Origin of the sequence: Murdochiella vaginalis (assembly GCF_902381775.1) — a bacterium.
GTDB lineage: Bacteria > Bacillota > Clostridia > Tissierellales > Peptoniphilaceae > Murdochiella > Murdochiella vaginalis.
This window is the reverse complement of record NZ_LR698969.1, coordinates 1,093,046-1,115,108: the sequence shown is the minus strand read 5'-3', so window position 1 is coordinate 1,115,108 and position 22,063 is coordinate 1,093,046. Positions and strand designations below refer to the sequence as shown.

At 50.2% G+C, this 22,063-nt stretch carries 26 protein-coding genes; all 26 read right to left on the bottom strand.

Annotation, left to right across the window (positions count from 1 at the left end; translation table 11 throughout):
* Nucleotides 1–60: 60 nt before the first annotated feature.
* On the bottom strand, nucleotides 61–2,298 hold the full coding sequence (locus tag FXY30_RS04970) for a bifunctional 4-hydroxy-3-methylbut-2-enyl diphosphate reductase/30S ribosomal protein S1 (RefSeq protein WP_071705579.1): 2,238 nt from the start codon (nucleotides 2,296–2,298) through the stop codon (nucleotides 61–63).
* Entirely contained in the window at nucleotides 2,279–2,884 is a 606-nt protein-coding gene (locus tag FXY30_RS04965; RefSeq protein WP_071705578.1) for a lysophospholipid acyltransferase family protein, read from the bottom strand. Before FXY30_RS04965 ends, FXY30_RS04970 begins: the two co-directional genes overlap by 20 nt.
* Complete coding sequence (gene cmk / locus FXY30_RS04960) at nucleotides 2,865–3,524, bottom strand: (d)CMP kinase (protein ID WP_071705577.1); 660 nt, start codon at nucleotides 3,522–3,524, stop codon at nucleotides 2,865–2,867. The genes FXY30_RS04965 and cmk overlap by 20 nt, the downstream gene beginning before the upstream one ends.
* Nucleotides 3,521–4,795 (bottom strand): BaiN/RdsA family NAD(P)/FAD-dependent oxidoreductase, encoded by a 1,275-nt coding sequence (locus FXY30_RS04955; protein ID WP_083428217.1) that lies wholly within the window; start codon nucleotides 4,793–4,795, stop codon nucleotides 3,521–3,523. Before FXY30_RS04955 ends, cmk begins: the two co-directional genes overlap by 4 nt.
* Complete coding sequence (locus FXY30_RS04950) at nucleotides 4,792–5,529, bottom strand: pseudouridine synthase (protein WP_071705576.1); 738 nt, start codon at nucleotides 5,527–5,529, stop codon at nucleotides 4,792–4,794. Before FXY30_RS04950 ends, FXY30_RS04955 begins: the two co-directional genes overlap by 4 nt.
* Nucleotides 5,519–6,064, bottom strand: a complete 546-nt coding sequence (scpB, locus tag FXY30_RS04945; protein WP_071705575.1) for an SMC-Scp complex subunit ScpB — start codon at nucleotides 6,062–6,064, stop codon at nucleotides 5,519–5,521. Before scpB ends, FXY30_RS04950 begins: the two co-directional genes overlap by 11 nt.
* The gene (locus FXY30_RS04940; protein ID WP_071705574.1) at nucleotides 6,061–6,864 is read right to left on the bottom strand and encodes a segregation and condensation protein A; all 804 of its coding nucleotides are present in this window, start codon (nucleotides 6,862–6,864) and stop codon (nucleotides 6,061–6,063) included. Before FXY30_RS04940 ends, scpB begins: the two co-directional genes overlap by 4 nt.
* A 17-nt stretch (nucleotides 6,865–6,881) precedes the next feature.
* Nucleotides 6,882–7,496, bottom strand: a complete 615-nt coding sequence (locus FXY30_RS04935) for a site-2 protease family protein (protein ID WP_071705573.1) — start codon at nucleotides 7,494–7,496, stop codon at nucleotides 6,882–6,884.
* A gap of 12 nt (nucleotides 7,497–7,508) precedes the next feature.
* Complete coding sequence (locus FXY30_RS04930) at nucleotides 7,509–8,066, bottom strand: NUDIX hydrolase (protein ID WP_071705572.1); 558 nt, start codon at nucleotides 8,064–8,066, stop codon at nucleotides 7,509–7,511.
* A complete protein-coding gene (recN, locus tag FXY30_RS04925) occupies nucleotides 8,063–9,769 on the bottom strand; it encodes a DNA repair protein RecN (RefSeq protein ID WP_071705571.1) in 1,707 nt (568 codons plus the stop codon). Before recN ends, FXY30_RS04930 begins: the two co-directional genes overlap by 4 nt.
* Complete coding sequence (locus FXY30_RS04920) at nucleotides 9,769–10,221, bottom strand: arginine repressor (RefSeq protein ID WP_071705570.1); 453 nt, start codon at nucleotides 10,219–10,221, stop codon at nucleotides 9,769–9,771. Before FXY30_RS04920 ends, recN begins: the two co-directional genes overlap by 1 nt.
* Before the next feature lie 21 nt (nucleotides 10,222–10,242).
* Nucleotides 10,243–11,076 (bottom strand): polyprenyl synthetase family protein, encoded by an 834-nt coding sequence (locus FXY30_RS04915; RefSeq protein WP_071705569.1) that lies wholly within the window; start codon nucleotides 11,074–11,076, stop codon nucleotides 10,243–10,245.
* Nucleotides 11,063–11,299, bottom strand: a complete 237-nt coding sequence (gene xseB, locus FXY30_RS04910) for an exodeoxyribonuclease VII small subunit (protein WP_071705568.1) — start codon at nucleotides 11,297–11,299, stop codon at nucleotides 11,063–11,065. The genes FXY30_RS04915 and xseB overlap by 14 nt, the downstream gene beginning before the upstream one ends.
* Nucleotides 11,289–12,485: an exodeoxyribonuclease VII large subunit gene (gene xseA, locus FXY30_RS04905; RefSeq protein WP_071705567.1), complete on the bottom strand. Its 1,197-nt coding sequence runs from the start codon at nucleotides 12,483–12,485 to the stop codon at nucleotides 11,289–11,291. Before xseA ends, xseB begins: the two co-directional genes overlap by 11 nt.
* Complete coding sequence (gene nusB, locus FXY30_RS04900) at nucleotides 12,482–12,961, bottom strand: transcription antitermination factor NusB (protein ID WP_157885036.1); 480 nt, start codon at nucleotides 12,959–12,961, stop codon at nucleotides 12,482–12,484. Before nusB ends, xseA begins: the two co-directional genes overlap by 4 nt.
* A 1-nt stretch (nucleotide 12,962) precedes the next feature.
* Complete coding sequence (efp, locus tag FXY30_RS04895; protein WP_071705565.1) at nucleotides 12,963–13,520, bottom strand: elongation factor P; 558 nt, start codon at nucleotides 13,518–13,520, stop codon at nucleotides 12,963–12,965.
* A gap of 101 nt (nucleotides 13,521–13,621) precedes the next feature.
* A complete protein-coding gene (locus FXY30_RS04890; protein ID WP_071705564.1) occupies nucleotides 13,622–15,193 on the bottom strand; it encodes a YifB family Mg chelatase-like AAA ATPase in 1,572 nt (523 codons plus the stop codon).
* A gap of 50 nt (nucleotides 15,194–15,243) precedes the next feature.
* Nucleotides 15,244–16,203 carry an RluA family pseudouridine synthase gene (locus tag FXY30_RS04885; RefSeq protein ID WP_071705563.1) on the bottom strand — a complete coding sequence of 320 codons (960 nt, stop codon included), beginning with the start codon at nucleotides 16,201–16,203 and terminating at the stop codon, nucleotides 15,244–15,246.
* Nucleotides 16,193–16,891 carry a uracil-DNA glycosylase gene (locus FXY30_RS04880; RefSeq protein WP_071705562.1) on the bottom strand — a complete coding sequence of 233 codons (699 nt, stop codon included), beginning with the start codon at nucleotides 16,889–16,891 and terminating at the stop codon, nucleotides 16,193–16,195. The genes FXY30_RS04885 and FXY30_RS04880 overlap by 11 nt, the downstream gene beginning before the upstream one ends.
* On the bottom strand, nucleotides 16,888–17,376 hold the full coding sequence (lspA, locus tag FXY30_RS04875) for a signal peptidase II (protein WP_147659382.1): 489 nt from the start codon (nucleotides 17,374–17,376) through the stop codon (nucleotides 16,888–16,890). Before lspA ends, FXY30_RS04880 begins: the two co-directional genes overlap by 4 nt.
* A gap of 36 nt (nucleotides 17,377–17,412) precedes the next feature.
* Nucleotides 17,413–17,928: a cell division protein SepF gene (locus FXY30_RS04870; protein ID WP_071705560.1), complete on the bottom strand. Its 516-nt coding sequence runs from the start codon at nucleotides 17,926–17,928 to the stop codon at nucleotides 17,413–17,415.
* A gap of 13 nt (nucleotides 17,929–17,941) precedes the next feature.
* The gene (locus tag FXY30_RS04865; protein WP_071705559.1) at nucleotides 17,942–18,625 is read right to left on the bottom strand and encodes a YggS family pyridoxal phosphate-dependent enzyme; all 684 of its coding nucleotides are present in this window, start codon (nucleotides 18,623–18,625) and stop codon (nucleotides 17,942–17,944) included.
* The gene (locus FXY30_RS04860; RefSeq protein WP_071705558.1) at nucleotides 18,622–19,629 is read right to left on the bottom strand and encodes an HlyD family efflux transporter periplasmic adaptor subunit; all 1,008 of its coding nucleotides are present in this window, start codon (nucleotides 19,627–19,629) and stop codon (nucleotides 18,622–18,624) included. Before FXY30_RS04860 ends, FXY30_RS04865 begins: the two co-directional genes overlap by 4 nt.
* Complete coding sequence (gene plsY / locus FXY30_RS04855) at nucleotides 19,619–20,221, bottom strand: glycerol-3-phosphate 1-O-acyltransferase PlsY (RefSeq protein WP_071705557.1); 603 nt, start codon at nucleotides 20,219–20,221, stop codon at nucleotides 19,619–19,621. Before plsY ends, FXY30_RS04860 begins: the two co-directional genes overlap by 11 nt.
* Before the next feature lie 2 nt (nucleotides 20,222–20,223).
* Nucleotides 20,224–21,540: a ribosome biogenesis GTPase Der gene (der, locus tag FXY30_RS04850; protein WP_071706114.1), complete on the bottom strand. Its 1,317-nt coding sequence runs from the start codon at nucleotides 21,538–21,540 to the stop codon at nucleotides 20,224–20,226.
* On the bottom strand, nucleotides 21,537–22,001 hold the full coding sequence (locus FXY30_RS04845) for a SoxR reducing system RseC family protein (RefSeq protein WP_071705556.1): 465 nt from the start codon (nucleotides 21,999–22,001) through the stop codon (nucleotides 21,537–21,539). The genes der and FXY30_RS04845 overlap by 4 nt, the downstream gene beginning before the upstream one ends.
* Nucleotides 22,002–22,063: the final 62 nt, after the last annotated feature.

The window sequence follows — 22,063 nt, the reverse complement described above, 5'->3', positions numbered from 1 at the left end:
AGCGCGAATAAAAAAGAGGCCTTTCCACGAAAGGCCTCTTTTTTTATATGGAATCGAAAATTATTCTTCCGGTTTTTCTTCCGTTACTTCTTCCGGTTTTTCTTCCGTCGACTCATGTACCAAGTCGCCAATCTGTACCTTTTCGGGCTCGTCGTGCTTCGATTCGTCCGCGTCAGCAAGCGGCGCTTCGTCGACGATATTCATCTGCGCAGCAATCAAATCGCCTAAGTTGGTTCCGATATCGTCGCTCTGATCAAAGTTCAGCGTTGTCTGCGGTTTGCGACGTTCACGCGGCTGCTTCGGCTGTTTCGCCTTGGGTGCGGCTTCACGACGCTCAAACTTGGCAGTATCAATGTGGCGCGGCTCTGCTTTCTTCTGCTCGCCTTCTCCTTCCGCTTTCGCTTCGGGAGCCGGTTCTTCCAGAGCGCGTGTCGAAAGCGCGATACGTTGACGCTCTTCATCAATTTCCAAAATCTTAACCTCGAGCTCTTGGCCGATTTCATACTCGTCAGACGGCTTTTCAACATGATGATGTGCAATCTGCGAAACATGAATGAGTCCCTCGACACCATCATCCAGACGAACAAATGCGCCGAAGTCCAACAAATTGACCACGGTGCCCTTCAGCACGTCGCCCGGTTTATGATTCTGCTTGAAAATCTCGAACGGCTTCGGCATGAGTTGCTTTAAGCCGAGAGAAATACGATTGCGCTCACGATTGGCTTTCAAGACGATCGGTTCCACTTCCTGACCGATTTCCAGTACGTCGGAGGGCTTTTCAATACGCTGCCAGGAAATATCGGAAACGTGAATCAATCCGTCTACACCGCCTAAATCGACGAAAGCGCCAAAATCGGTCATACGGACAACCTTGCCCTTAATAGTTTCTCCGACCACGATGTTTTCCCAAACACCATCAAGCTGTTCCTCTAAAACGGCACGAGCCGAAAGAACTACGCGGCGTTTGCGTTCATCCACCGAAAGGAATTTGCATTCCAGCGTCTGACCGATGTATTGTTTGAAGTTTTTGACAAAGTACGTCGCAATTTGCGAGGCGGGAATAAACCCGTTAATGCCCATGACATTCGCCACCAAACCGCCATTGTTATCTCCGGTGATGAGTGCTTCAACCGTTTCACCGGCTTCGTACTTGTCCATTAATTTCGTCCAGTTCTTGAGACCCTCTACGCGACGCGTGGACAGCATGACGTTTCCTTCGCCGTCATCCAGCTTAATCACATAGACATCGATCTCTTCCCCTTCATGGAAGTGCTCGTGCGTGTTTCCACGCTCGTCATCTGTCATCTCATCGGTTTTGATGATTCCGTCTGCGCGATACCGAATATCGACATAAACTTCATCTTCTTTCACACTGATGACGGTGCCTTTGACAATATCGCGAGGATAAATCTTCACCATACTGTCTTCGATTTGTTCCATGAAATCTTCTTTCGTAAAATTCTCCATCCCTCTGACGACCTCCTCAATAATCCAGTCCGGTGTGCTCGCACCGGCGGTTATGCCTATTCTATTCAATATAGGGTGTGTTTGTAAAGCTAAATCCTTGAAAACTTCAATTTGTTGTACATTTTTACATTCTTTTTCGGCAACCTGCCGCAGTTTGTCGGTATTCGAGGAATGCTTTCCTCCAATTACGACCATAAGATCCACTTCACGAGCCAATTGTTTGCAGGCTTCCTGTCGATCCTGTGTCGCACGACAAATGGTTTGCTGTACCGTTACGTCCAGCTCTTTGGGAAGGGCTGCTACGACCTCTCGAAAGTAGTCTTCGCGGTTGGTGGTTTGGGATACCACAAACAACGGTTTTTCGGATCGTACTAAAGCGGCTTCCTCTGCAGAGGACAAGATGAGGGCGTCCGTATCCAATCGACTGCGCATCGCTACCACTTCGGGATGCTTCGCATCCCCCACGATGACACAACGATAGCCCTGTGCCTGTTTCGCATCGAGCAGACGATAGATCGCCAACAGCACCGGACAGGTCCCGTCAATAATCTCCGCCCCAGTCCTTTCCAGACGTTTTCGCTCCTCTACGGTTACGCCGTGCGCACGAAGCAGAAGCATCGCGTCTTCATCCAGTCTTTCCGCTTCGTCTAACGAGTGCAGCACATGCACGCCTTCCGCTTCTCTCCGAGTAACATATTGCGCATTATGTACAAGAGGGCCGTAGGAATAGACGCGTCTTCCTTTCGCTCCGGCAAGGGCTTCGCTTGCTTTGCGATCAATCTCCCGCACACCGAAGCAAAAGCCGGCGTGATCAGCAATCCGAATGTCCATATGTCTCTTCCCCTTCCCTCATCGGTTCATAGATCGTTTCATAAATCAGACGGAGCATATCCTTGCGCTGCGCACGGGAAGAAAAGGCGGAAAGATCTTCTATAGCGAGCGGTTGACGTACTGTCACATGAAAGCGATGGCGAAAACGATAGTCGGAATCGATATACAGGCAGTATACCGGCACCTTTGCTTTTTGCACCAAGTAGGCAACGCCCTCTTTCATGTGCGAAAAATCCGCGTCCTCATAACGATGTCCTTCCGGAAAAATGCCCAGAACACTTCCTTTTTTCAAAACAGAAAGCATGCTTCTAAGCGCGCCGATATCGTTCGCCTCACGATCCACGGGAATAAGATGCACACGGCGAAGAAAGGCACCAATGATGGGAAGGTCGGACAACTCTTTCTTACCTACAATGTAGGTGTCCTCCGGAGAAACCGTGAACATCGCCAACGCATCCCAATTGGAACGATGGTTAGCGCAAAGAATATACGGCCCGCGAGTTTCGCGCAGATCTCCATCCGTCTCGAAACGGAAGAAAAAACGAAGCACGAATCGGGCCAAGCGTTTAGTCCATCGGATAAGCATGATGCCATTCCTGCAAAATACGTTCGACCACCTCGTCAATGGTCATATTGCTCGAATCAATACTCACTGCGTCCTCCGCCTGCCGAAGAGGCGAAAGGGCGCGCGTAGAATCATACGCATCACGACGACGAATATCGGCAAGCACCTCCTCGTAGGCCATGGAGGATGTCGATTTTTTATCTTGCAGACGGCGTCTTGCCCGCTCTTCCGGAGTTGCCGTGAGAAAAATTTTCAGATCTGCATGGGGCAAAACCACCGTGCCAATATCGCGGCCGTCCAAAACAATGTCCGACGAAGCCGCAATTTTCTGCTGCATGGAAACCATCTTTTCGCGTACCGCTCGATACCCGGAAACAACCGAAACGTTGCGCGTCACATCGTCCGCTCGCACGCGTTTGGTGACGTCCCGTTCATCCAAAAAAACGCGGTCCTTTTCGATTTTTAGAGGCAGCTTTTTCAGGCGCGATTCGACTTTTTCTTCATCGTTGACGTCAATCCCGTGCTCCAAAAGATCCAGCGTAATCGCGCGATACATCGCTCCCGTGTCCAAATGCGCCATGTGCAGTGCATCGGCTAAGCGATCCGCTACGGAGCTTTTTCCGGAGCCCGACGGGCCGTCAATGGCAATGGTTCTCGTCATGTTTCCTCCTCTTCCCTACATTCCTCATCCAATGAGGCGGCTGCACCGAGACCGGCCGCATAGCCTGTAGAAAACGCAATCTGTAAATTATAGCCTCCGGTAAATCCATCCACATCTAGGATTTCACCGGCTAGAAACAGTCCCTTTTGTTTACGAGAGGCCATCGTTTTTGGCCATACCTCCTTTACCGCAACGCCGCCACGCGTAATCACTGCTTGCGAAAAGGAGCCCAATCCTGCATAAGAAAGCGGGAAGGCTTTTAAAAGACCGATAAAGCGTTCCTCTTCCGCTTTGGTCCAACTGTGGAAAGGACAATCCTCGTTCCACTCCCCTTTTTGCAAAAATACATCCACACATCGTTTGGGAAGAAAGGACGAAAAAAGCGATTTTAAGGATCGATTCGCCCCGCTCTGTCGTTCGCGAAGCAAACGGTGTCGAAGAGCCTCCTCATCCAAAGCCGGTTTCCAATCCAAGAAAAGGGAAACGTCGTTTTGTGCCGAGCCGCTCAGAAAGGAAGAAAGCGTCAATACAACCGGACCAGAGATGCCGTCGTGCGTAAAGAGCATTTCCCCGAAAAGGGTCTTTTTTTTCTTCCCCCATTTTGCCGTAAGCGCAATATTTTTCAGCGAAATGCCTTCCCAGGAGGCGACAAAATCATCCTGAAGACACAAGGGAACCAGTGCGGGAGAAAGCGGCACAATCGTATGACCAAAAGCCTCTGCAAAGCGGTATCCGTCTCCCGTTGAGCCGGTAGAGGGATAGGATTTTCCACCACAGGCAAGAATCAGACGGGAGGCAAAGAACGGTTCCTGATCGGTAAAGAATAAGGCGAACCGGTTCGTCTTTCCATCGTAGGTGATTTGCTTTACGCAATGATGAAAATAGAGTGTTGCACCGTTTTCGCGCAATACGGTCTCTAAAACACGATTGATGTCACTAGCATGATCCGAGGTTGGAAAAACGCGTTCCCCGCGTTCCACTTTCAGCGGCTGGCCATGCTTCGCAAAAAAATTCATCAAATCGAGATTATTCATACTGGCAAAGGCGGAATGCAAGAAGCGGGGATTGCGGGCAATGCCATCGAAAAAGCTTGGAAAAGGAGCGGCGTTGGTTACATTGCAGCGTCCTTTCCCCGTGATATAGATTTTTTTGCCCACTTTCTCATTGCGATCAAAAAGCGCCACACGCTTTCCGGCGGATGCACAGGCAATTCCGGCCATACAGCCGGCTGCACCCATGCCGAGAATCGCAATGTCCGCCATGCGTTTCATATTTCTTCCTTTCCGTCCAGTGGACGATACGCACCGGGAAGAAGATCCCCCAAAATGATCCGGCCGATGCGTACACGAATCAAACGACGAACTCGATAGTGCAAGGCACGAAAGAGACGACGAATTTCACGCTTATGTCCTTCATGAAGAACCACTCGCACCACACAAGACGGTGCGACAGAAGGAGGCCATGCCGGTAAGACTCGTTCCCACAAAGCGTCATTCGCATTCGCGACGTAGTATTGCACAGCATCCATTCGCATGAGCGTCCCGTCCACTTGAATACCCCGTGTGAGCGTTTCCGCGTCCGTAATTGTAAAGGGTCGATCCAACACCGTAATATATTCCTTCTCGGTCTCTGTGGACGGATGTGCTACGCGATGTCCAAGATTACCGTCATTGGTGATCAACAGCAGGCCTTCCGTATCCCGATCCAAGCGTCCGATGCTGAACAAGCCCTTATTTTGGGGAAGCTGCTCATAGATAAGCGGAGCGCCAAAAGGATCATGATGACTGCAAACAAGCCCCCGCGGTTTGTGATATGCCAACAGAAGACGCTCGGATAACAGAGAGACCATTTCCCCATCCACACATATTCGATCCGCTTCCTCAACAGTCGTCGACAGTTCCCGTACGATTTCACCGTTTTTCGTTACACGCCCGTCGCGGACCAAGGTCTCGGCTTTGCGACGGGATGCGACGCCACATCGAGCCAAATACCGATTAATCCGCATCCGACGTCTCCCACATCGCTTCCACCTCGTCGCGGGAAGGAAGCTCTTCCAAGGAAGATAGCGTAAAGGCGCGCAAAAAGGCTTTGGTTGTGCGATAGAGAATGGGGCGGCCGATTTGATCCAGACGTCCAGCCTCTTCAATTAAGCCGCGATCCAGTAGCGTATCCAATGCACTCTCGCTGCGCACACCGCGAATCGCATCAATTTCAACGCGTGTCACCGGTTGTTTATAAGCAATAATCGCCAATGTTTCGCGAGCGGAATTGGTCAAACGTTTGTTTTTTGCCTCTCCAAAGAGCTGCTCAAAATAGACGGCATGTTCCTTTCGTGTTGTAAGCTGTGCGGCGTCATCCAGAAAACGCAAAACAAGGCCACGCCGCTCATGTTCCATTTCTGCCTGCAATTCCTGCGCCAGACGACGGACGTCTTTTACGGAAATGGAAAGCAATTTCGCCATGTCGCTAAAGGTAAGCGGATCCCCCCAGACATAAAGAAGCCCCTCGATGATGGATTTATATTCACGATCCGTACTCATTCTTCCTCCGTTTCCGCTGCACTGCTCTCTTCTTCTTGGGAAGAATCAGCATCCACGCCGCTAAGAACCTGATCAAAGGTCTCTCGATTTTGCATGCGAATGGCAATCACCTTGCTTTGAGGATCCTGTTCAATCCGCAGAGCATGGCGACGGGTCAATTCCAGCATCAGCAAAAAGGTAACGATCACATTGCCTTTTTTTACATCGTTTTCGTCGAAAAGATCAAAAAAGGTGAAACGTTCGCCCTTTTCCATTTTTTGGTGAATTCGCCTTGCTACGACATCTTCGCTATACTCCTCGCGCACCATCACCTCTTGCGGTGAGAAGGTATATCGACGGGCATTTTGCTGTTCGCGCAGAGCTCGAAGCGCCTGCAGCAGATCCTCGCCGGTTCCTTCTAGCACTTCCTGAGGTTTCGCCTGATAGCGCTGCGGATCTTCACCCAATTTTACAAAAATTCCCATCCCTTCTTCTTCCAGCGTGGCCAGACGAAGGGAAAGTTCCTTAAAGGTACGATATTCGAGCAATCGCCGAATCATTTCTTCGCGCGAAATGCCGTCTTCTTCCTCCTCTTCCTTATCGTGAAGGAGCATGCGCACCTTCATTTGCACCAAGATGGAGGCCATGCGGATAAAGTCACTCAGTTCCTCGGGAGGAATGGCACTGCTCTGCATCACCTCCAGAAAGCGCTCGGTGATAAGCGAAATTTCAATATCATAGATATCGATCTTCGCCTGCTGCAATAACTCCAAAAGAAGATCCATGGGGCCGGAAAAAGGCTGCACGTCGATTTGAATCATGGCTTCCCCTTCCGTTTTTATAACAACGAATACGATAGATCGAGCATTCCGTTTATGAGGGCCTCCGTAATCGGCTGTGCAATACGACTGAACAGGCCGCTAAAGACGAGAATTGGCAAGAGCCACTGCGAATAGCGCTCCAGTCGATAGATTTGATACTGCCACTGTTTCGGCAAAAACGTTAGAATCACTTTGGATCCGTCCAAAGGCGGAATCGGCATCAGATTGAATACGCAAAAAAACACACCATACATCATGATCTGCACGAACAGAAGCTGCAGGTCTGCATTTTGAATGCGCGGAAGCAAAATCGCCGCCATCACAGCACTCAAAAAATTCACCGTCACACCGGCCAGAGAGGTCGTAAGCATCCCCAAGCGCTCATGACGGAATCGATTGGGATTGATGGGAACCGGCTTGGCCCATCCGAAACGGAAAATTAACAGGGATGCTAATCCGATCGGATCGATATGTGGAATCGGGTTGAGTGTCAATCGTCCGGCTTCCTTCGCCGTCGCATCGCCGTTCCAATACGCGACAAGTCCATGTGCACATTCGTGAGAAACAATGGTATAGGTAATAGCAAGCAACGATGTGATGGTTTGTATCAATGAGAAGTTTTCCCCAAACATAGGTTATCCGTTCTATTTCTGCCCCGCCGTGCGAAGTTGATGGGCATATAAGATCGCGATGATAGTTTTGGCATCCACGATTTCAAAATTCAGCACCATACGATACAGTTCTTCTACATTATGCTCTTCAAAGGTTAAAAATTCCGTAGAATCCAAGGGAAGCTTGGACGTTTCGAGATCCTGTGCCAGAAAAAGGCTGAGCTTTTCATCCGTAAAACCCGGAGAAGCGTAGGCATCCATCAAGTACTCCAATTGATTTGCTCTTACCCCAACCTCTTCCTGCAATTCTCGCTGTGCCGCATCACGCGGTGATTCACCCGGTTCAACCAATCCGGCAGGAATTTCCAGAAGCGACTCCCGCACGGCAATTCGATACTGACGTACCATCAGCATCGTGTTTTCGTCTTTTAAAACAATCATGCCCACGCCGCGTTGATGCGATACAATCTCCCGTTTGGCATAAACCATATTGGGCAATTCCACCGTTTCGACGCGAAGATGGACAATTCGTCCGTCATAGATTTCTTCCGTTTTGATCGTGCGTTCGATGTTGTTTCTCTCCTCGCTCATGACCAGCCCTTTCGTTCACGCTTCCACTGGCGTGCCTGTTCAATCATTTCCTTTGCGCCCTTTCGGGTCACCTCGGTAATCTGTACCCCGCCGAGAAGACGTGCTTGCTCGGCAATTCGCCCAGCAGAATCTAATTCGCTTAAAAAAGACATGGTCTCATTCTTGCGGGTCTCCTTCGTCATCGCATAATGCGCATCCGCCAAAGCTGCAATCTGCGGAAGATGCGTGATGACGATCACCTGATGTCGATCCGTTAAGCGTGACAATTTTTCCGCAACAACCTGTGCCGTTCGTCCGCTGATACCCGTATCAATTTCATCAAAAACCAGCGTCGGCATGGCGGTGATTTCGGATGCGATGATTTTTAAAGCCAGCATGAAACGCGACATTTCACCGCCACTGGCCACATCGGAAAGCGAAAGCATCGGCTCCCCCGGATTGGTAGAGATTTGAAAATCTACCACGTCTTGTCCATTCGCTCCGATCGTTTGCGTTTTGGTGATAGGAATCGTAAAAGCAATCTGGCGAATGGCCATTTCGAGCAATTCTTCCTTTACCCGCTTTTCCAGCTTTTCGGCAGCGTTTACGCGAAGCACATGCAGTGCATCCGCTTTTTCCTGCAGCTGCCGTGTAAGGGCCGCCTGTTTTTCCTGAAGCGTTTTTCGCTCCTGTTCAATATGATTGAGCAATTCCAGCCGATGAGCCGCCTGATCGCGGAAAGCGAGAATTGCTTCATTTTGTTGTCCATATTTTCGTCGAAGCATCTGCAACAATTGGAAAATTTGATCCACTTCTTCTATACGCTGCGGGTCAATCACAATCGTATTGCGGTAGTTTTCCAGATCCTCCTGCAGCGCTTCCATATCCGCTTCCATCTGCCACATACGATCACGAAGGAAGGAAGTCCCCTCATCCTTATGGGAAAGCTGATCGAAGGTTTGCGCACAGCTCAACAACGCATCGCGCAGGCCCCGATCACCGCTGATGCCACCGTAGAGACGATTGGCCAATTGTAAGCGTTCTGTCGCCGAGACCAGCGCTTTATATTCCCTCTCCAATTCCTCTTCATCCAGGTTCGGTAAATCGGCGGAATCGATCTCCTGAATTTGATAACGAAGCAGATCCCTTTCTCGCAGCACTTCATCGGGAGAAAGCGCGAGACGATCCAATTGCTCCTGCACATGTCGTTGCTTTAAAAGCACATCCCGCAAATCGCTCTTTTCCTTTTCGGCCTGTGCGCCGATAAAGCTATCTAAAAGAGGCAGATACGTGCGCGGACTCTTTAGAAGACTCTGTGCGTTTTGCGCATGAATATCCAAAAGTATTTCCATGACGAGTCGATAGGACTGTAACGTAACGGTCACGTCATTCAGACGTTGTCGCGACCCTTTAGGAGAAATTTCGCGCCGTGCGATGAGCAGGCGATCCTCCAACGGAATACCCAGCTCTTCAAAATGCTCGCGCAGGGCGGCCTCTGTAGCGCTCTCCTCTTCTGACCAAGTAAAACACCCCTCGACCACAGCCGTTTCGTCACCATGCAATACGCGTTTATCTGCTCGTGCGCCGCGCAAAAAATCCAGAGCATCCACAAAAAGGCTCTTTCCGGACCCCGTCTCTCCGGTTACTACGGATTCACCGGAAGGAAAGGAAACCTTCACCGTATCCAGCAAAGCAAAGTGTCGAATCCGCAGCTCGGTAAGCATTATTGAATGAACTCCTCGATATCTTTTACCAGCTGATCCAACTCAGCAATATCCGTCGGCGCAATAAAGAGTGTGTCGACGCCTGCAACAATACCAGCAACATGATCCAGTTTGGCATTTGTAATCGTCATGGAAACGACCGGTGCACAATAGATTACCGTCTCGATAATCACCATGTTGCCATTATGGTAAACACTGAGTATCGCCGAGCGAAGAATTTTATGCAGACGCTCATTGAGCGAATCATGCACGGAATCCAGAACCGTATACTTGTAATCTCCTTTTACGGTTTGCACCTTGGAAATGCGAAGCTCTTTGATATCGCGGGAAATGGTAGCCTGCGTGGCATGAACGCCATGCCCACGCAAAAGCTCCGCCAAGCCTTCCTGGGTCTGTACTTCCTGTTGTTCGATCAGATCGAGGATCAGGCGCTGTCGATTGTATTTTTTCATTTTCTTTTCCTCCGCCAACCATTATTTATCAAGCAAATCAGAAAATGCATCCGTTAACACTTCACCGTAAGGAAAAAACTTTGTTAAGGAAACAGCCGAAGAATACAGCTCGTTTCTTCGTGAAGCCACCTCATCACCCAGAGCGGTGTAATACGTTTGCTTCTGTTCGCGGATGTCCTGTTCCAGGTCACCCTCATCATCCTTTAGCTGAAAGGCCAAGCCGTACAGGCGACCAAATTGAATGGCCGCATCCGCCTCTTCGGCATTCGCACCGGAAAGAATGGCGCCCATCCCGCAGGAGGCAGAAAACAGCGCGCCGGTTTTTTTCTCTACCATCTCGCAAAGCGCCTGCGCATTCGCAAAGCGCGGTTGCATATCCAAAACCTGTCCGCCGATCATCCCACGTAACCCGGTCATCCGACTGAGCAAAGTGCCGGCTTTCCCCAAGCGTTTTTGGAGAGATTCCTCCGCAGTATCCATGGCGGAAAACAGCACCTCATACGCGCCGTTTAAGAGTGCATCTCCACAAAGCAAGGCTTCCGCTTCACCGAAAGCCGCGTGAACGCTCAGCTTTCCGCGACGATACGTATCGTTATCCATACAGGGCAGATCATCATGCACCAGCGAATGGGCATGAACCAGCTCGACGGCACAAGCACAATCCGCTAGGGCTGACGAAACAGCCGGAGAAAAGGTATCCCCTTGCATCGCAAAAGCCCCTAAATACACCATTTGCGGGCGTATGCGCTTTCCGCCGTCGGTAGCATAGAATACACTTTTAAGGCCGCCTAGGGAATGAAGATGTTCCTGTAAGCGAGGCAGAAAAACGGACGAAATCCATTCATTCTTCTGCATGGTTCGTGTCTTTCTGATCCAAAAGCACCGGAATACTCTTTTCATCCACATCCCGTACCACAAGCTCCGCCTGATCTAAAAGACGGTGCAAGGCTTCGCCCAGCTCTCGTGCTTCCTTATAGAGAACGGTGGATTCCTCCAGCGTCAAATCATCACGATTCAGCTCTTTTGTCAATTCATCAAGACGCTGCAAGCCTTCTTCAAATGTGCCGTTAAAGGACATCCTTCTTCTCCTTTTTCTCTACCGAGACACGATACCGATACAAGCCGGACTCCAAAGAATACGTGGAGCCTACTCGCAATTCGCCGGCTAAAACCGGATGGTTGGAAAGATCGCGCACCTGCCAGGACGTCTGTGCCAACCGTTTTTCCCGTATCATCGCACTTTCTTTGATCCGGCTATCAATCGTGCGGCGTAAGCGCTGCAGCCTTTGCTGAAACGTGGCTTGCAGGCGATAGCATTTTTCCTGCAGCTTTCGTTTTTGCTCTTCGATTTGTCGACCGGGACGTCTGGCTTCCACACGCCGCTGCAAATTCTCCAGGGCCAGTGCACGCCTTGTCATCGTACGCTGCAGATGTAATGACAGCTGACGTAGGCGCTCATCGATGAACTGATGCAACACACGTCCATCCGGTGTAGCTAATATCGCGGCTTCCGTAGGTGTCGAGGCACGACTGTCGGCCACGAGATCGCATAAAGTGGTATCCACCTGGTGTCCGATGGCCGATATCACCGGAACTGGACAAGCCGCCAGATCGCGCACCAGCTTCTCGTCTTGAAAAGCACTGAGATCTTCGGCCGAGCCTCCCCCTCGCGCAATGACGATCAGATCCGGGACCGATTGTTCCGAACCCTGCAGCAATGCTCGAAGAGCGCCCCGAATCTCCTCGGCAGCGTTATTTCCTTGCACGGATGCAGCGGAGAGAACAATATGTGCCAAAGGATAACGGCGGTTCACCTCGTTGGAAAAGTCATGCAATACTGCCCCTCCTGCGGAGGTGATCAGTCCGATCAACCGAGGATAGCGAGGAAGAGGACGCTTTCGTTCCGGACGAAAGAGCCCTTCCTTTTCCAGCTTGCGCTTGCGCTCTTCCAAAGCCAAAAGTGCCTGTCCACGCCCTTTTTCTTCCAACGAAATGGCCCGTAGCTCCAATTTTCCCTGTTGCGGATAGACCATCGTGGAAGCGAGAAGGATCACATGCGCCCCGTTCTGGATGGTTTCCGGCAGAACGCCATCAAAATCCACACAATGTACGAGTGCCTGCTCGTCCTTCAGGTCAAAATAGACATAGCGATTGCGTGATATATTTGCGATTTCGCCTTCCACTTGTACGCGCCGCAGAATGGGATCATCCCGTATAACGCGATCCAAATAGCGAAGCAATTCGGAGATGCGAAGCGGCTTCATTGCTCGGTGTCCGATGAGGAAGATGCTTCGGCAATCTTCTGCGGATGGATCTCGATGCCAAAACGTTTCGAAAGAAGCCCCTGACGCATATCCTTGAGTAACGAGGAAAGCACGCCGTTTATAAACTTATACGCCTCGGCATCGGAATAGCGCTTGGCAATGCCCACACATTCATGAATCGTAACCACGATCGGAGCAAAGTCGGTAAAAAGTATTTCGTTCACCGCAACGCGCAAAATAGCGCGATCCACGGCATGTAAACGTTCCGTCGTCCAGTCATGAAGGTAGGCCTCAATGATATGATCCACCTGCTCCTGATGCAAGTGAAGAAGGTTGAGGGAATCCTGCAAATAGGCATTGTCTTCCGGTAACGCCTGTTCCCGTAAAAGACGCTTTGCATCAAATGCATCGTCGCTATTCATGTCCTGCGCATAAACCAGGCGCACAAGCCACTCTCGTTGTTCTTGCCGTCTCATGTTATACGCGGGAAAGATAATCGCCCGTGCGGGTGTCAATCTTGATCTTATCGCCGATGTTGACAAAGAGCGGAACATTGATGGTCGCTCCTGTTTCGACAGTCGCCGGTTTTGTGGTATTGGAGGCGGTATCTCCGCGAACGCCCGGTTCGGTCTGGGTGACTTCCAATTCCACAAAGTTCTGTGGCTGAACATTAAAAGCCTTTCCCTGATAGAATCGCATGATGGCTGTGTCGCTTTCACGGATAAACTTCATCGCATCCGAAGCCACATCGCCTTCTAAAGCGAACTGCTCATAGGATTCCGGATCCATAAAATAATACAGGGCGCCATCGGAATAGAGATACTGCATTTCCTTTGTTTCAATGCGTGCTTCTTCAAATTTATCATTGGGATTGAAGGTAACATCCTTCGATCCACCGCTCATGACCGAGCGAATTTTAGCACGTACGAAAGCGGCTCCTTTACCAGGTTTGACGTGTTGGAAATCAATAATTTCGTACACATCATTGTCGTAAACAAATGTCGTTCCTTTTCGTAAATCGTTGGCAGAAAGCATAAACCCTCCTCTAGTTTTGATGCTGTAATTATACCAGTCCCGCGGAATCGATACAATTCTTACGGGCATAATTTGAATGGAATTACACCACAATCGCATGTTCATACAGAAAGCGTTCCGTCTCCCCATCCTTCTGTAGCCCGTCGATACTGGAAAGCTTCTACGACCGCGCTTTCCCCCACGTCCTCTTGCCCATCCATGTCCGCAACAGTTCGGGCAACCAGAAGAAGACGACGACGCACACGAAAAGAAAGATGTTCTTTCCGGCATAGCGCATTCAATAAGGACAAGGATTTTTCCGTCGGTCGCAGCAAAGAGATATCGCGTTGATTTCCAAAGCGAGCGTTGACGGTAAAGGGTTCGTCTTTATAGCGAATCGCCTGTTGTTCTCTCGCGTGGCCGATTCGCTGAAGCATCGTCCGGCTGTCGAGCATAGAAGATTTGCTATCGGATGGATCATTCGCCGAAGCCCTTTCCTTTTCCGCCTCCGCAGAGGGTGTCGTAAGTCGATAGATCATGTCAAAGCGATCCAGAATTGGACCGGGAAGGCGAGAACGATAGCGACGAATGTCCGGAACAGAACAGGTGCACGTATGATCCGGATCGCCGTTATAGCCGCAAGGGCAGGGATTTGCCGTAGCCAATAATTGAAAATCCGCCGGCGCTTCGAGACGGCGACGGGAGCGAAACAGTAAAATGCGCTGCTCTTCCATCGGCGTACGCAGACCGTTAATCAATTCCTGTGAAAAAAGGGGCATTTCATCCAAAAAGAGAACGCCTTTATGGGCAAGCGAAATTTCACCGGGAACAGGCGGATTGCCTCCACCCAAGAAGGCTGCGCGCGTGATGGTATGATGCGGCGCACGAAAAGGCGGAAGAGGGTGCTGGGCGCAAGAGGATCCACTCATGGATTGCATGCGAAGAACTTCCATTTCCTCTTCATGGCGCAAACGAGGTAAAATACCGGGAATTCGAGACATCGCCATAGTTTTCCCCACGCCGGGAGATCCTACGAGCAGCAAAGAATGACGGCCGGCGATAGCAATTTCCAAAAGTCTTTTAAGCGGTTCTTGTCCAAGCAAGTCTGCAAAATCCATGGCGATGGGTTCGGTATCGTCTTCGCATGCAACATTTTTTTTACCACAAAGGGGCAACAGGTTGATTTTCTTTTGCAGGACCGCTTCCACTTGGCGAAGGGTTTGTACGGGATAAAGAGTTACTCCCTCTATCGAGCGACATGCCTTGGCATTTTCTGCCGGCAAGTAAATCTTCGTTTTACCACTGTTTTTTAACGCTAAAACCATGGCGAGCGCTCCCGGAACGCTGCGCAGCTGGCCATCCAGCGAAAGTTCTCCAATAAAAGCCGCCGAGGCGATGACCGAAGCGGGAATACGCCCCATGGCGGAAAGAAGTGTAACGGCCATGGGTAAATCCCATTGCGTCCCCGCCTTACGCACATCCCCAGGATATAAATTGATGACAATGCGGCCGAGCGGGAGGCGCACGTCCATCGCATAAATGGCGGAGCGGATGCGCTCCTTGGCCTCCTGTATCGACGTTCCGGCCAGACCGACAATCGTAAATTGCGAAAAGCCTCTTAAGATTTCCGCTTCTACGCTTACCACTTCCGTGGCAAGCCCTTCAAAATGACAAGACGATGTACGTGCGAACATGCCGACCTCCTTTTCTTCAGTGTACAAAAAGGAAAGTCTCAACGTGTTCCTTACTTCGTATCTTCCGTTTCGTTTTCGTCTTGCGAAGGTTCCGCAAAACCATAAAGAGCAAAAGCCCGTTGAAATTCTTCATCAAAGGGTGCGGTAACGGCGATCATTTTATGTGAAAAAGGATGTAGGAAGGACAATTTCCAGGCGTGTAGAAGATGATGCGAAAAGCGATGACGTTGACGGCGATACCCATACACCGTATCCCCTACAACGGGGTGCTTGCAATAGGCAGCATGAACACGAATTTGATGCGTTCTGCCGGTAGTAATCCAAACGTCCATAAGGCTCGCTTCCTCGCACGCTTCCCGTGTCACAAAAAGACTGTGTGCTTCCCGGCCATCCGGTAGAACGGCTTGTTTTTGTGGCTGCGTCGGATGACGTCCCAAGGGCTGGTCGACCACCAGTCCATCCGTTTCCCAACGGCCTTCCACAAGAGCCACATATTGCTTATGCACTTCATGGGTTCGAAAAAGTTCCTGCAATGCGATCGCCGCGCGATCCGTCTTCGCCAAAAGCAGCGTTCCGGACGTTTGTGCATCCAGACGATGCACAATGCCAAGACGCTCCTCGCCCAAAAGAGTGGAGTATGGACGCCCGGAGGCAAGCAGCGCATTCACGACCGTATGGGTTCGCACGCTGGCCGTGGGATGCGTGATAAGCCCTGGCGGCTTATTGATAATCCAAAGATCTTCATCTTCATAGAGTACAGGAAGAGAAATGTCTTCCGGCAATAGAGGGGCAACCGCAAAAAACGTCGGATCCAATCGTATGGTATCTCCGGTGTGAACGATGGTACGCGGTTTGACGCGCTTTTCATTCAACAGAATACGCCCGGCAGAAATAGCCTTGGCAATCTGTGTGCGAGAGGCTCCGTCCCAAAGCGAGGGTAAAGCCGAATCCAGACGCATGCCGTTGACATCGTCTTCATCCCCAATCAGAAAGTGCAAATCATTCGTCACGCGATTCCTCCGGAAGTGTCGGCAATTGCCAATCAATGGGTTCTTCCCCACGTTCGGTATAAAAGCGATTGATACGAGAAAACGGACGAGAGCCAAAAAAGCCTCGATGCGCGGAAAGTGGAGAAGGATGAGGAGATAAAATAACCAGATCGTGAGGATTGGTGATCAACGCCCGCTTAGATTGTGCAAAGCGCCCCCAAAGAACAAAGGCCAGCGGCTTTTCACGTTGTCCCAATAAAGAAATAATACGATCTGTGAGTACACGCCAGCCAATGGCCTCGTGCGAATTCGCCTGATGCGCACGTACGGTAAGAGTCGCATTCAGCAGCAGCACGCCACGCTCTGCCCAGACTGTTAAATCTCCGTGGTTTACAGGCGGGATCCCTACGTCGCTCTCCAATTCCTGATAGATATTCCGTAAAGACGGCGGTATCGGTACACCGCCATGTACCGAAAAAGCCAAGCCGTTCGCTTGGCGCGGCTCATGATAAGGATCCTGACCCAAGATCACCACACGACAGCGTTCAAAGGACACATGCTGAAGAGCGGAAAAAATATCTTCCGCCGGCGGATACACCGTGTAATTTTTGTATTCGTCAAGCAAGAGACGCCGAAGCGTCTGATAATAGGGTTTTTGCCACTCATCGGCTAAAAGTTCATCCCAATCATTTCCGATATGCACGCTCATGGCTTTTGCCTCCACACGTGTTCCGGCAAAAGCAAAAGCAAAAGGGCGAGTGTAAAAATGCCGACCGTAACACCAATATCCGCCACATTAAAAACGGGAAAATGAAGCGCGTCAATGAAATCTACTTGAATAAAATCCACTACGGATCCAAAACGCACACGGTCGATGAGATTCCCTATTGCGCCGCCAAGGATCAACCCCATGGCAAGGATGTAGATCGGATGCACGTGTTGATAACGCCGTAGCATCACCAGTAAAAAAATGATGGCGGCGATAGTAAGCAACACAAAAAACCATTTTTGTCCGCTTAGAATGCCGAAGGCCGCTCCTTCATTTTGCACATAGGTAAAACGCAGCCAATGGCCGATCACATCCATTGAGGGCTGTCCCGATAATGTCGAGGAAGCCCACGCTTTGGTCAGCTGATCCGCAAGGCTCCAAAGCAAAGCAATTCCCATTCCTACAATCATAATTCTCCCATCCAAAAAAAGCTCCCTCGGAACCCCGAGGGAGCGTCATTCTTACAGTTGATACATCGACTGGTCGCTTACGGACTGTTTGACCGCCGCATCGACATCCACTCCCTTTGGAACAATGACGTAGATGTCTTTGGTCACTTTTTGAATATCTCCATTCAAGGCATAGACGCCACCGCTGACAAAGTCGAAAATCTGACGTTTTTTGTCCACCTCCAGCATTTCCAGGTTGAGCACCACCGTGCGAGACTGCGCAATGTTGTCCAGTACCTTCGGACCATCATCGTATTCCAGCGGCTCCTGAATGCTGATGCGCATGCGTGCCGAGCCGGAAGTCATATCAATGACTTTTCCCAGACGCGAGGCAGAAGAGGACGGCTCTTCATAGCTTGCCGAAGCGTAATCGGAAGAGAACGTCGAAGTCTTTTCCTGTTCCGGATGTGCGTCGTAGGAATTGTCATAAGATCCGCGATTGGCATAGTCGTATTCTTCGTTGTAGTCCTCATCTTCGTATTGATCTTCGATGCCAATCATGTTTTTGATTTTCTCAAAAAAGCCCATTCTATCCTCCTCGTCAACTTCGTTTTCCAAATAGTGCGGTTCCGATGCGTACCATCGTTGCCCCTTCTTCTAGTGCGACCTCAAAATCATGGGACATTCCCATTGATAAAATGTCCAGTTGGTTCCTATTATACCCGATGGTACGACACTTTTCGAACAAAGTGCGCATCTTTTTAAACACCGGGCGAATTTCTTCGCAATCCGTTGCCGCCGGAGCGACCATCATCAGTCCACGAATGCGAACCTGTTGCATTTCCTCGGCCGCATCCAGAATAGGAACAACTTCGTCCGGGTTGCATCCGCCTTTTTGTTCTTCTCCGGCAACATTCACCTGAATCAACGCTTCAAATTGACGGTCATCGCGATTGCCGATTCGTTCCATTTCCTGCAAGAGGGACAGCCGGTCGACACTTTGCACCAGCACAACCGATTGCGGCAGCAGACGCACCTTATTTTTCTGAAGCTGACCGATCATATGCAACCGGGCACCGGAAAACGCCTCCTGCTTGCGTAGCATTTCCTGTACGCGATTTTCACCTACATCCAGAATTCCCAGCGAAATGGCCTCGCGTATGCGTTCCTCCTCCACCGTTTTCGTTACCGCAACGAGCGTAATCTCCTCCGGTTGATGGCCGAAACGTGCAGCGGCTGCGTTCATGCGCGCCCGAATCGCCTTCCAGTTGTCGTTTATTGTCATCGGTATAATCCTCCTTCCTTTACTTCCTGCGGTCGAAGAATGACGCGGTCAAAGCGATGCAGCGCTGCCTCGTTTGCGTCGTCATCTCCGCCGGCGACAAAGAATTCTCCTGTCTCTTTATCGCTTCCCATAAGATGGATCGCTACCTTTTTCGCTACGTGGTTTTTATCCAGAACATAACAGAAGGTTTCCGCACCCTCATAGAAAATCGCGGATTCGGGAAGGCGATAGCATTCTGCTTGGGAAAGCACCAGTCGTATGGTGGAAAAGCGTTCCCCCCGCACGCGCAAAACGCCGTCACGAAGAGAAAAAATCAACAAGCTGCGGCCAAGAGAATCGTCGCTTCGCCGTATAATTTTCCCATGCAGTGTCACATCCTTATCCGTCACTAAGGTATAGTCTTCTCCCAATTTCACATCTAACGGCAAAACCGATTGCGGAAGATCCAGCACAAGGTAAAAAAGGCGATTGTCCAGAAATTTTAAGCCCGCATGTTCCTGATTTTTATTTTCGGTTCCGAGATCGCCGGGTTGAAGAAGCGACAGCGACTGCGGCGTAAAGAGCGATTCGTACCCATCTGAAACGAACGAGGCCATGCACGAAAAGGGAGTAAGAACGGCATCCGCCTTCAACATTTTTTGCAGATATTCTTCCTCCGCGCTGCCGGCAAGACGCGTAGCCTGGGATTCCACTCGACGACGAAGTGCTTCATCCAGTTTAAAGAGAGGTGTATCGACGCGATAGCGAATTTCGGTATTGACCGTGTTCATGGTCTCCTTTGGCCAATCCACATGCTGGAAGACATCCGGTGCATATTCGTAGTACACAAACACACCTCTGCCCTCTCGCGATTGTTCCACACGCTCCGATTGCACAAGAGTGACCGTTTTGGAATTCCAAACACGCCGCACAAAAATAAAGAGAAGAAAGGCAAAAAGCAACAAAATAAGCAAGCGTAATACAGGAAAACGACGTTTTGTTTTCTGCTGTACTTCAGTCGGCATGATGTCCTCCTAAGCGAGGCTCTTTGCCCTGCAGAAGACGCTCGATATTTTCTTTATGACGATATATACATACCATCGCACAAAGTAGCAATGCCACGCGAATCACCAAAGGATGCGCGGTAAAAAGCAACGTATGCAAAGCAGCACCGCTGACAGCAAGAATTGAGCCCAGCGAAACGAGACGGGAAAGCACCACGATGAGAAAAAACAGTCCAAGCCAAAACAAGGTCAACACAACATTAACAGCCATCATCGCGCCACAGATCGTAGCCACGCCTTTCCCACCGGTAAGGTGCAAAAACGGCGAATAGCAGTGGCCAAAAACGACAAAAAACATGGCCACTGCTACGGCGAGCGGATCGGAAGGCACCATCATACGAGCCACCAAAACCGCTAAGGCTCCCTTCCCGAAATCGCCGGCAAAGGTCAAAAGGCCGACCTTCCAGCCAAGCGTTCGGAGAGCATTCGTCGATCCGATATTGCCGCTTCCCTGTTTGCGAATATCGGTATGCGCAAGGAGTTTCCCCAAGAGCAGTCCTGTCGGCAGGCCGCCGAGAAAATAGCTAAGCAAAAGAACGGTAAGAAAGCGCATCCTTACTCCTTTCGTTCCCGTACTTCCAGTTGCAATGCCACGCCGGAAAAATCAAAGTTTTTACGCAGCTGATTTTCGAGGTAACGCATATAGGAAAAATGCATCAATTCCGCATCGTTCACATAAAACAAAAATTTAGGCGGACGCGTGGAAACCTGCGAAGCGTAGAAAATTTTAAGGCGATTGCCTTTATCCGTCGGCGGCGGATTCATGACGACCGCATCACGCACCAGATTATTTAAAAGTCCTGTGGAAATGCGGAAGCTGTAGTGTTCATCCACTTCTTCAATGAGAGAAAACAGACGATCCATCCGTTGTCCTGTCTTCACGGAAACGGATAAAATCGGTGCATAATGGTTAAAGGTCAACACCTGACGAATGCGTTGTTCCATGTTGCGCAAGGTATTGGTCTCCTTTTCCACCAGATCCCATTTATTGAGCACGATAATAGAAGCTTTACGCTGATCATGGGCATAGCCGGCAATCTTGGCATCCTGCTCGGTAGGGCCTTCCTGCACATCGATCAAGAAGAGGCAAAGGTCCGCGCGATCCACAGAGGATAACGTGCGCAGAACAGAATATTTTTCGATACGCGAATCGACCGAGCGCTGCCGACGAAGTCCGGCTGTATCGATTAATGTATAACTTCTCCCATTTCGTTCGTAGAAAGAGTCGATGGCGTCCCGTGTCGTGCCGGGAATGTCGGTGACAATCATCCGTTCTTCGCCCAAAAGAAAATTCACCATGGAGCTTTTCCCGACATTCGGCTTGCCGATGAGGGCGATCTTCAAGGAATCGTCTTCCTCTTCGACCTCTACGCCTTCCGGCAAATGATCAAAAATCGCGTCCAGCAAATCGCCGAGACCGTATTGCTGCTCTGCAGAAATAACAAACAGTTCCGGAAAGCCCAACTCATAGAATTCATAGACTTCGTGCGGTGTGTCATGCGTGTCGATTTTATTGACTACCACCAGGCAAGGTTTTCCGCTGCGACGAATTTTTTCCGCTACCATGCGGTCCATCGCAGTGATGCCGGTGCGGCCATCCACTAAAAAGAGAACCAGCTGACTGTCCGACAATGCCAGATCCACCTGAAAAGCGATCTGGGTGGCCATGACATCATCCGAGTCGACTTCCAATCCCCCCGTGTCCATCAGTAAAAAGTAGCGATTTTGCCATTCCACTTCTCGATAGAGTCGATCCCTTGTGACGCCGGGAGTATCTTCGGTAATTGCAGCGCGTTGTCCCACCAATTTATTAAAAAGAGTCGATTTTCCCACGTTCGGGCGTCCAACAATGGATACAATAGGTCGCATTATGCCTCCATTCCCGATTGTCTTTTCGTACAGCAATCGTCCGTCCGCTCCGCTGCACTCGTACGATAGATCATGTGCATCGCCGGAACATTCCCTTCCCTCTTATCCACCGGTCGAATGAAGAGAGGATACAGTGCCAAACCGAAAAATCCGACCAAAACGCTGATCAGCTCATTATTTTTTCCTAAACGCTGCTGAATAAACAGACTTAGAAAAAGACCGCCAAGGAAAAAAAGTAGCGGGAGCACATAGACCAGCCCTATGCGACGAAAGAATTGTTTATCATCCATTTCGATCATTACCCAGTCCCCTTCGGAAACACCTAAGGCGTTTTCAATGCTATAAATGCTGGGCTTGGCATGACAGGCATTGCAAGCTTGACAGGATCCACACGCTTCCGCGCGCATCACCATAATTTCACATTGTGTTCCCTCGCATTTCGTAACAAATGCTTTATTCTTCATGCCCGCCTCCTTTCCAAAAGTTCCGGTTCTAAAGCTCCGATAGAACGATACCTCTTTAATGA

Coding starts and splice junctions, on each gene's coding strand:
- FXY30_RS04970 (WP_071705579.1), bottom strand. CDS start 2,298: ATGGACATTCGGATTGCTGATCACGCCGGCTTTTGCTTCGGTGTGCGG.
- FXY30_RS04965 (WP_071705578.1), bottom strand. CDS start 2,884: ATGCTTATCCGATGGACTAAACGCTTGGCCCGATTCGTGCTTCGTTTT.
- cmk (WP_071705577.1), bottom strand. CDS start 3,524: ATGACGAGAACCATTGCCATTGACGGCCCGTCGGGCTCCGGAAAAAGC.
- FXY30_RS04955 (WP_083428217.1), bottom strand. CDS start 4,795: ATGAAACGCATGGCGGACATTGCGATTCTCGGCATGGGTGCAGCCGGC.
- FXY30_RS04950 (WP_071705576.1), bottom strand. CDS start 5,529: ATGCGGATTAATCGGTATTTGGCTCGATGTGGCGTCGCATCCCGTCGC.
- scpB (WP_071705575.1), bottom strand. CDS start 6,064: ATGAGTACGGATCGTGAATATAAATCCATCATCGAGGGGCTTCTTTAT.
- FXY30_RS04940 (WP_071705574.1), bottom strand. CDS start 6,864: ATGATTCAAATCGACGTGCAGCCTTTTTCCGGCCCCATGGATCTTCTT.
- FXY30_RS04935 (WP_071705573.1), bottom strand. CDS start 7,496: ATGTTTGGGGAAAACTTCTCATTGATACAAACCATCACATCGTTGCTT.
- FXY30_RS04930 (WP_071705572.1), bottom strand. CDS start 8,066: ATGAGCGAGGAGAGAAACAACATCGAACGCACGATCAAAACGGAAGAA.
- recN (WP_071705571.1), bottom strand. CDS start 9,769: ATGCTTACCGAGCTGCGGATTCGACACTTTGCTTTGCTGGATACGGTG.
- FXY30_RS04920 (WP_071705570.1), bottom strand. CDS start 10,221: ATGAAAAAATACAATCGACAGCGCCTGATCCTCGATCTGATCGAACAA.
- FXY30_RS04915 (WP_071705569.1), bottom strand. CDS start 11,076: ATGCAGAAGAATGAATGGATTTCGTCCGTTTTTCTGCCTCGCTTACAG.
- xseB (WP_071705568.1), bottom strand. CDS start 11,299: ATGTCCTTTAACGGCACATTTGAAGAAGGCTTGCAGCGTCTTGATGAA.
- xseA (WP_071705567.1), bottom strand. CDS start 12,485: ATGAAGCCGCTTCGCATCTCCGAATTGCTTCGCTATTTGGATCGCGTT.
- nusB (WP_157885036.1), bottom strand. CDS start 12,961: ATGAGACGGCAAGAACAACGAGAGTGGCTTGTGCGCCTGGTTTATGCG.
- efp (WP_071705565.1), bottom strand. CDS start 13,520: ATGCTTTCTGCCAACGATTTACGAAAAGGAACGACATTTGTTTACGAC.
- FXY30_RS04890 (WP_071705564.1), bottom strand. CDS start 15,193: ATGTTCGCACGTACATCGTCTTGTCATTTTGAAGGGCTTGCCACGGAA.
- FXY30_RS04880 (WP_071705562.1), bottom strand. CDS start 16,891: ATGAGCGTGCATATCGGAAATGATTGGGATGAACTTTTAGCCGATGAG.
- FXY30_RS04870 (WP_071705560.1), bottom strand. CDS start 17,928: ATGGGCTTTTTTGAGAAAATCAAAAACATGATTGGCATCGAAGATCAA.
- FXY30_RS04865 (WP_071705559.1), bottom strand. CDS start 18,625: ATGACAATAAACGACAACTGGAAGGCGATTCGGGCGCGCATGAACGCA.
- FXY30_RS04860 (WP_071705558.1), bottom strand. CDS start 19,629: ATGCCGACTGAAGTACAGCAGAAAACAAAACGTCGTTTTCCTGTATTA.
- plsY (WP_071705557.1), bottom strand. CDS start 20,221: ATGCGCTTTCTTACCGTTCTTTTGCTTAGCTATTTTCTCGGCGGCCTG.
- FXY30_RS04845 (WP_071705556.1), bottom strand. CDS start 22,001: ATGAAGAATAAAGCATTTGTTACGAAATGCGAGGGAACACAATGTGAA.